This is a genomic window from Blautia sp. MCC270 (assembly GCF_018785605.1).
GTDB lineage: Bacteria > Bacillota > Clostridia > Lachnospirales > Lachnospiraceae > Blautia_A > Blautia_A fusiformis.
On sequence record NZ_WQQD01000007.1, the window covers coordinates 171,918 to 179,190 of the forward strand.

Annotated in this window: 12 protein-coding genes and 1 pseudogene; 2 read left to right on the forward strand and 11 right to left on the reverse strand. The window is 36.8% G+C overall.

The features are described from left to right. Positions 1 to 297: 297 nt before the first annotated feature. The 6 genes from GPK58_RS03305 to GPK58_RS03325 all read right to left on the reverse strand — a co-directional run bounded on the left by GPK58_RS03305 (position 298) and on the right by GPK58_RS03325 (position 4,065). On the reverse strand, positions 298 to 636 hold the full coding sequence (locus GPK58_RS03305) for a glycoside hydrolase family 113 (protein WP_252195751.1): 339 nt from the start codon (positions 634 to 636) through the stop codon (positions 298 to 300). Beyond that, a complete protein-coding gene (locus GPK58_RS03310) occupies positions 636 to 773 on the reverse strand; it encodes a hypothetical protein (protein WP_158526480.1) in 138 nt (45 codons plus the stop codon). Before GPK58_RS03310 ends, GPK58_RS03305 begins: the two co-directional genes overlap by 1 nt. A 67-nt stretch (positions 774 to 840) precedes the next feature. After that, positions 841 to 2,223 carry a GH1 family beta-glucosidase gene (locus tag GPK58_RS03315; RefSeq protein WP_215638192.1) on the reverse strand — a complete coding sequence of 461 codons (1,383 nt, stop codon included), beginning with the start codon at positions 2,221 to 2,223 and terminating at the stop codon, positions 841 to 843. A gap of 29 nt (positions 2,224 to 2,252) precedes the next feature. Then, complete coding sequence (locus tag GPK58_RS13160; protein ID WP_256443679.1) at positions 2,253 to 2,375, reverse strand: hypothetical protein; 123 nt, start codon at positions 2,373 to 2,375, stop codon at positions 2,253 to 2,255. A 14-nt stretch (positions 2,376 to 2,389) separates the two neighbouring features. After that, positions 2,390 to 3,304: a restriction endonuclease gene (locus tag GPK58_RS03320; protein WP_215638193.1), complete on the reverse strand. Its 915-nt coding sequence runs from the start codon at positions 3,302 to 3,304 to the stop codon at positions 2,390 to 2,392. 389 nt (positions 3,305 to 3,693) lie between these two features. Further along, the gene (locus GPK58_RS03325; protein WP_215638194.1) at positions 3,694 to 4,065 is read right to left on the reverse strand and encodes a hypothetical protein; all 372 of its coding nucleotides are present in this window, start codon (positions 4,063 to 4,065) and stop codon (positions 3,694 to 3,696) included. A gap of 360 nt (positions 4,066 to 4,425) precedes the next feature. On the opposite strand from GPK58_RS03325, the pseudogene GPK58_RS03330 reads away from it, so the two are divergent. Then, positions 4,426 to 4,653: pseudogene (locus tag GPK58_RS03330) on the forward strand (transposase); the annotation flags it as partial. 26 nt (positions 4,654 to 4,679) lie between these two features. Here GPK58_RS03330 and GPK58_RS03335 read toward each other — a convergent pair. From GPK58_RS03335 to GPK58_RS03350, 4 genes are all read right to left on the reverse strand, one after another. Next, the gene (locus GPK58_RS03335; RefSeq protein WP_215638203.1) at positions 4,680 to 5,171 is read right to left on the reverse strand and encodes a hypothetical protein; all 492 of its coding nucleotides are present in this window, start codon (positions 5,169 to 5,171) and stop codon (positions 4,680 to 4,682) included. After that, positions 5,168 to 5,386, reverse strand: coding sequence for a hypothetical protein (locus tag GPK58_RS03340; protein WP_215638195.1), 219 nt, complete (start codon positions 5,384 to 5,386; stop codon positions 5,168 to 5,170). The genes GPK58_RS03335 and GPK58_RS03340 overlap by 4 nt, the downstream gene beginning before the upstream one ends. A gap of 90 nt (positions 5,387 to 5,476) precedes the next feature. Beyond that, positions 5,477 to 5,671: a hypothetical protein gene (locus GPK58_RS03345; protein ID WP_215638196.1), complete on the reverse strand. Its 195-nt coding sequence runs from the start codon at positions 5,669 to 5,671 to the stop codon at positions 5,477 to 5,479. Positions 5,672 to 5,686: 15 nt separating this feature from the next. Beyond that, the gene (locus GPK58_RS03350) at positions 5,687 to 5,899 is read right to left on the reverse strand and encodes a hypothetical protein (protein WP_215638197.1); all 213 of its coding nucleotides are present in this window, start codon (positions 5,897 to 5,899) and stop codon (positions 5,687 to 5,689) included. Positions 5,900 to 5,906: 7 nt separating this feature from the next. On the opposite strand from GPK58_RS03350, the gene GPK58_RS13280 reads away from it, so the two are divergent. Then, the gene (locus tag GPK58_RS13280; RefSeq protein WP_278603433.1) at positions 5,907 to 6,116 is read left to right on the forward strand and encodes an IS3 family transposase; all 210 of its coding nucleotides are present in this window, start codon (positions 5,907 to 5,909) and stop codon (positions 6,114 to 6,116) included. A gap of 265 nt (positions 6,117 to 6,381) precedes the next feature. Here the strand turns inward: GPK58_RS13280 and GPK58_RS03360 are convergent, their stop codons facing one another. Next, the gene (locus GPK58_RS03360; protein ID WP_215638198.1) at positions 6,382 to 6,633 is read right to left on the reverse strand and encodes a hypothetical protein; all 252 of its coding nucleotides are present in this window, start codon (positions 6,631 to 6,633) and stop codon (positions 6,382 to 6,384) included. Positions 6,634 to 7,273: the final 640 nt, after the last annotated feature.

Below are 7,273 nucleotides of genomic sequence, written 5' to 3' on the forward strand. Positions count from 1 at the left end.
CATATGTCCATATAGCTCAGCTAATAGTATTATATACAGCATAAACTTCTCCTCACGACACATATATTTCGATGTTTTCCGCAAATCAACTATTGATAATGGAATAGAAAAAACAGTCTGTCATAACAGAAATTAATCCCATCAAAACAGACTGTTCTTTTTCCTTTACAAATATTACATTAATGAGGTTCCTGCCTCATGCTCATAGAATCTCTTTATTATCACCTGCACCGGTTTCTCACATATTTCATAACTGTCGTCCTTCCATGCCTCGGAAGCAGAAGGCAGCTTTGGTGCCTACTCCCATAAAGCAAAACCACGAAGCCATGGTCGTTTCTTACAGGCCTCAAACATTGCACGATACCATTCACACTGTTCTTCCAGGCGAAGTTCTCCCTGCAATCCCCAGTTATTCGGAATCATCCCGGAACCTTCTCGCGACATACATCCCACTTCGGCAAAGAAAAATGGTTTCTTATATTTTAAGACTGTTTTTTCGATACGATCCAGTTCCTGCTCCCATTGATCAATCGGATAATATCCGCTGGAAGAGATCACATCGACACAGTCCCACCAGGATACATGATCTTCCTGATATTTGTCCGTGTTATAAGACACCAGTCCATGATATTCCATTATTTTTCGTCTTCTCTGCTCATCCAGCGTGCCCACGCTGCAAGGCCTGCAACATGCTTCACTTCCCCTGTTGCCACAAGCGTCTGGAATTCTTTTACTGAAACCTCATGAAGCTTCAATACTTCTGCCGGACCCAATGATTCTTCTCCAGATTTTCCACATCAGATCGCAAAAAGATGGATCTTCATATCCGGTCTCTTCTTTTTATAATTCGACTCCTTTTGTCTCTATCACGTGTTTATACCAGAATGCTGAATCTTTCATAATTCTCTGCTGGTTCCTGTAGTCTACATATACAAGTCCAAATCTGTCTGAGTAACCCTTTGCCCATTCAAAATTATCCATCAAAGACCACTGGAAATATCCTCTGATATCTACTTCCTCTGCTACCTTTTTCAGTTCCTGTAAATATCTTGCAAGAAAATCAATTCTGTTTGGATCATGCACTTTTCCATCTAATGAGATCACATCATGACAGGATAATCCGTTCTCTGTGATATAAATTGGCTTGTGATATCTTTCATATAAGAACTTCGGTCCCCAACGCAGACATTCCGGTGTTACCGGCCATTGGATCGCAGTCTTGGGAAATCCCTCATATCGACAAACCTCCTGTGGTTTCCCGTCTTCTCCCATACGGAAGCATCTTCCATTATAGATATTCTGTCCATAGATATCGATTGGTTCTGAGATCAGACGCATGTCTTCTTCTGTAATTTTCGGAAGATATTTTTCATAACGTTCCAATCCCTCTTCCGGATAATGTCCAAGCAAAACAGGATCTGACCACCAGGACACCTTCCATGTCCAGTTACTGTCATCCTCCTGAAGAGAAAAATATGCCTTTCTTGCGGCCTCGATATCTTCCGGCCGATCTGTTTCCGGATAACAGACAGATGATGTCGGTGCATATCCGATCGTCAGTTTCTGTTTTCCATAAGTACGGAGCATCTGTACCGCTCTTCCATGTGCTTTCAAGGCATTGTGTGCCATTTCAAAGGTATCTCTCATGGGTGCTTTTACTCCCGGTGCATGTTCTCCGGTAAGAAAGCCAAGTCCGACAAAGCACTGTGGTTCATTCAATGTAAAGAAATGACTTACCCTGTCACTGAATCTTTCTGCAACAAGCTTCGCATATTCTCCAAACCATTCCACGATCTGCGGATTCATCCATCCGCCTCTTTTATAGATTTCATATGGAAGTTCCCAGTGATACAAAGTAATATATGGTTCGATCTTATTTTCCACAAGCTCGTCGATCAGATGGTTATAGAACTCAATACCTTTCTCATTCACTCTTCCAAATCCATCTGGTAAAACCCGTGACCAGTCGATGGAAAAGCGATAAGCTTTCAGGCCCATTTCTTTCATTAACTGAACATCTTCTTTATATCTGTGATAATGGTCGCATGCCACTTCGCCGGTGTGACCGGAATATACTTTCCCAGGTTCTTTTGTATACACATCCCAGATGTGCTCACCTTTGCCATCTTCTTTTACTGCACCTTCGATCTGATACGCACTTGTTGCTGCTCCCCAGATGAAATCCTCAGGGAATCCTACATTCTTTCCATTTTCTTTTCCCATATTTTTCTCCTATTGTTTAGCTTCTCTTATTATTTCCATTCCTCAATTTCCAGATTCTCTATATAATCAGCAAGTTCTCTCGCCATCTCATAGGTCTCCAGGATTCTGAGATGTCCCGGAATTACTGCTCCATTTCTCTTAATAATTTTCAAAAATATTTCAAAAATCATTCAAAAAAACTTTCATATATATCGCGTGGAACATATGGATATAAGTCTGCCGTTTCTAACTGGCATTCCATCACATTTATCTTAACTTTTTCTTTTTCAATAAAACCCTGCTTGTGTAAAAGTTCCATTAACTTATTACCATTTATCAGTTTTACTTCCACCTCTTCAGCGTAAGAAATAGCTGCACCGGAAAAATCACTTGTTGTTATAAAAATCATTTTATCTGCTAATACAACATTATTTGCCCCTACAAGTTTCTGGATATTCGGACGCCCAACTTTATGTCCTATTGAATAGCATTTACATTCAACAATCGTTTTTTCTCCCCCTCTGGTAAGTGATATATCATAACCTCCGTCATTTGTCGGGGGAGTTAGTTTAGCTATATACCCTAAACTTTCAAATAATTCCGAGCATAATCCCTCAAAATCAGTTGGTTTCTCCGAATAATAATCAACAATTTTTTGAATATCACTATTACACGCAAATGTCTCTTTCTTCTTTAAAAGGTCGGCACGTTTTATTCTTTCTTCTTTACATAAATCTATTGCAATGCCTTGCAAACGCAATTTTTTGACTACTCCAACTAACTCATATGGTCTTTCTGTAAAAACCAAATAGTTTTCAACATATAATTTACTTCTCTTCCATATGATATAGTTTTTCTTTACTCTCCTGTCTGCTGTACCGTCCTTTTTACTTACAGACCAATAAGGATAATTTAGATAATAATAGTTTTCCCCTTTCTCATTTGATTTCTTTCTTACCTTTATGCTTCTCGGCAATTTTCCTATTCCATATAATTTTGAAAAATTTCTCTTTATTACAAAATCAAATATACTTTTAAAAATGTATATACTTCCTGCTGTTCCCAGTGCAAAAATAAATATTGAGATAAAATCTCGTTCCATTTTTATCTTGATAACCTTTCATTAGTATTTTTTATATGAATTCTACCACATTTAACTAATCTTGAAAATCTCATAGGTTTCAAAATGCACTCGCATTTTTTATTTCAAAAAAACAGAATATTTTTCTTCTCGATTTCCCATTTATCGGTATATTGATTTTCAGATTTGCATATAATATAATGCCAATAGGCAAAAAGTAATTCCAAAAATACTTGTAGCAAAGAACGAAGCCCCGAATTGTACGCTACTACAATTCGGGGCTTCTTCTTGTTGATTGTCAAGTAAAATTGACCCACTTTTACGTTTAATTCTGACCCGCCTGATTTCAAGTGGGTCATTTCTGTATGTAAATCCGATTTTTTACACTGTGAATTGACCCGTCAAGCGCATCAGCTGAACGGAAGTTCAGCATCCGGATCCATTGCCGGATCACTCCATTCAGTATCTATGATTATGCTGTCTGAAACAGTATCATAATCCCCGCGAAGCTCCCTTAATTCTTGTTCTCGTTCTTCTTCTGAAAGACTCATCCACCATTCATACATTTCATCCTGGAAACGCATTGCGCTGACAAAGTCCATTGGGCATCCGTTTTCGCTATAAATATAGTCGCCGTTATCATATGGGCTTCGTCCACTGGCTACCCATTTTTCCAATTCACGTAACTCATCTTTCGTCATGGTCATTTCTTTTTTGTATTGCTTTAACTGTTCCTGCAGGAATTCTCTGTGCTCCGCAGGCACATTTTTTCTAAATCTCATATCTGCCTCCTAGTTAATGAACACCTGATATCCGTCAGTCTGCATTGAACTTTTGTCGATCAGTATTCTTTTGCCGATTGGATCCAGCAATACATACTTACTGAGTTCCAGTAATCGGTCACTGATCAGGGAATCTACCATGTTCTCCATGGCTTTTATACAATCATTTCGACTTATAGCTCCTTCAGATCGGTCAGATGTTTCGATTTTATTTTCACAGAGCATCTCTAAATTTAAAAAGATATCATCTTCCTTACGGCTGTCTGATTCAAAACGGTCAGTATCATAGTTATATCCAAGACTCTTGTCTGCTTTCATCCTTTTCATAACGCAAATATAAGTAGGAAGGGGAATTCTTCGATGTTGAGAGATAATTCACAGTTAAAACTATCATTGTCACCTTATCAGGGGATTTATGAAGTAATCATTCCTGCCAATCATCTTCTGCGTAGAATTAAAGAAAATGTAGATTTTAGTTTTGTAAATCCTATGTTACGTAAACAGTACTGTGAACATTTTGGTCGTCCAGCGAAAGAACCAGAAATGATGTTTAAATTGTTGTTTCTGAAAAAATTATATGATTTGTCTTTTCTTGTATCAGGTATCTGTGATTCTTATCCTTGGAAACATACATTCACAATGTCCATGTTTTTGTATTTCATCATAAACATGAAATACGCATCCTTCGTTATTTTAACTTTCTTTGCATTCTTAATATTTACATTTCTTGCTGTGTTTCCATAAGTCTGCTGTAATTTAGCGGTATTGATTGTAAAATTCTTATTCGGTTTTAAAGCAAATTTATAAGTACCGTTTTTTAATGTTGGCATTCTTAATGTAGCACCATACATATTCACTTTGTTATATACAGATGCATAATTCTTATTTCCAATTTTGAAGGTTTTGAATGGATTCTGGCATTTGATAACCTGTACTTTTACTGTATAATTATATCTTTTTGAACCGGATTTGTAAGTCAGTGTTAATTTTGCAATACCCGGCTTTCTTAACTTCAACACAGGATATGTCTTTTTATCAAAATCATATTTCTTTGTCCAGGTTTTGATTACCTTCTCGTTACTAGACTTAAAACTGAGAACGGTCATATTTGCCCCTGTGGGAGCTTTCGTAAATCTTCGCCGTAGATGCCGTACTCTGTGTTCTTCTTGTCTACCATCATACAGCAAACTGTCTTTCCGCTTTTGCTGGGAATGCTCATTTCCATTGCTAATACTTTCTTAGCCGGAAAGATACTTAATGACAGCACTGCAATAAGCAAAGCTGCAAACAATGTTATCTTGCTTTGTGTTAATTTCTTCATTCTTTTTTTCTCCTTCGGGTAATTAATGTTCTGATCGTAACATCCATATGAATATAAAATCAAGATACTTTTTTATCCTCAGTATCTCTTTCACAATTCACTTATTTTCTTTTCAAAAAATCCCACCATATCTGTATCAGATTCTTTCAGATACTCTTTCGCCCAAATTGAAAACAATAAATATGTTTCTTCCTGATTACGAAATGGTAAATCTTTTAATGTTTCTGCTACACCGTACATCCGGGCAAATGAAGTGATTATCTTTACATATTTTTCTGTTTTCATAGCTTCATGTCCTTTCTATGCCACACGATCTAGCTGCTGTATAATATTGTCATACATCTGATTTGCGGTATCCTGTACCTGCTTCATGGCTGCACTCAATGCTTTCAGATTGTCCTTGCCGTTCCATCCGGCAATATATTCAAAGCTGTAATCACTAGTATCCAGTCCCAAAAGTGTAGCAACGATAAAGGCTGTACTTTCGGCTTCAACTTCTTTTGTATGGGACAATGCTTGTATTGAGTCATTTCATTCACTGATTAAGCGTGAATGGTTAAATCGCTTCAAAATCCGCGATTATGGGCATGCATATCGATTAGTATTCGAGTATCTGGAGGCATTCTACAATACAAAACGGATTCATAGTCACTGCGACTATATGTCACCAAATGATTATGAAGAACTTTATCGTAGAGTACAACAACACGAATTGCTGATGGCCGGTTAAAATGGGGAAAACCTCATTTTAACTTGTACTAAATCTTGACATAGAACCATATCTCCTGATTTTCTTTCAACATACTCAGATACTTTTTCTGTAACTCGCTGTACAATCTGCATACATCTTCACTCTTACTGACTGATACCTTTTCACAACGTCCTTTGTAATTCTTTTTCCGCATAGTGCTTCTCCTTTCCCAAAAAGAGAGAACTTTTCCCAAAAAATGGATGTTTTTCTCCCGAAAATGAAGCTATTTTCCCAAAAATAAAGGCTATTTTCCCAGAAAGAGCTGATTTTCTCCCAAAAAGAGAACGTCACTCACAAAAATGCCTTGTTCTGTTCCTGAAAATCTCATACGTTTTAAAATTGCACTCGCATTTTTTATTCCAGAAAAATAAGAACTTTTTCTTCCCCAAAAGGAAAAATACATTTTGAAAAAAAGAGAAATGTATTTCCCAAAAACGAAGAGTTCTTTCCCCAAAAGAGAGTTTTTCTTCCCCAAAAGAGAGTTTTTCTTCCCCAAAACAAGGATTTTTCCTATTTTCACTTTTGGGAATTTTCAAGCCTGTTCCTGTAAAGCCTTTATTTATGCGGTTTCTGACGGATTTCAATTTTCCCCAAAATCACTTTTAGAAAAAACACTATGTTCATTCACACACTCCATTATCCTGTTTTTTGCAAAATAGATTTGGCTGCAATCCAATCTATCATGGACAGGATAACGGGCTAATTTTTCAACATTAAAAAAAGTGACTGGGCGGCAGAAAGCGAATACTATATTTAGTAACAAACACACCATTTCCCTCCATCTACATACCATATATATGCAAACAAATATCCCCCATCACATGAATGGATACCCCCTTTTTCCAACAAAAAAGGGCCCCAAACATACCTTAAAATATGTTTAGAGCTCTACCTTCACAGGATAATGAAGTTTACTAATTTCAGGATAATAGAGTTTGCTAATTTACATTTTTGTTTATTCAAACTCGCAAATAAATTCTTGTTACTATACATTTTTATATAGGCATTATGGTTCTATCTGGTTTCATATGCATTCCACTGTCCTAAGTCCACAGACTGTACTGAACGGTGTTATCAATTTGTTATCATGTTTCTGTTATCAAACTTTATTTATACGTTGAATAAAGTTTGTCACC

Bases quoted from the DNA above. Each gene is read 5' to 3' on its own strand.
- GPK58_RS03335 (WP_215638203.1), bottom strand. From the start codon at position 5,171: ATGACCGTTCTCAGTTTTAAGTCTAGTAACGAGAAGGTAATCAAAACC.
- GPK58_RS03325 (WP_215638194.1), bottom strand. From the start codon at position 4,065: ATGAGATTTAGAAAAAATGTGCCTGCGGAGCACAGAGAATTCCTGCAG.
- GPK58_RS03320 (WP_215638193.1), bottom strand. From the start codon at position 3,304: ATGGAACGAGATTTTATCTCAATATTTATTTTTGCACTGGGAACAGCA.
- GPK58_RS03305 (WP_252195751.1), bottom strand. From the start codon at position 636: ATGGAATATCATGGACTGGTGTCTTATAACACGGACAAATATCAGGAA.
- GPK58_RS03315 (WP_215638192.1), bottom strand. From the start codon at position 2,223: ATGGGAAAAGAAAATGGAAAGAATGTAGGATTCCCTGAGGATTTCATC.
- GPK58_RS03340 (WP_215638195.1), bottom strand. From the start codon at position 5,386: ATGAAGAAATTAACACAAAGCAAGATAACATTGTTTGCAGCTTTGCTT.
- GPK58_RS03345 (WP_215638196.1), bottom strand. From the start codon at position 5,671: ATGAAAACAGAAAAATATGTAAAGATAATCACTTCATTTGCCCGGATG.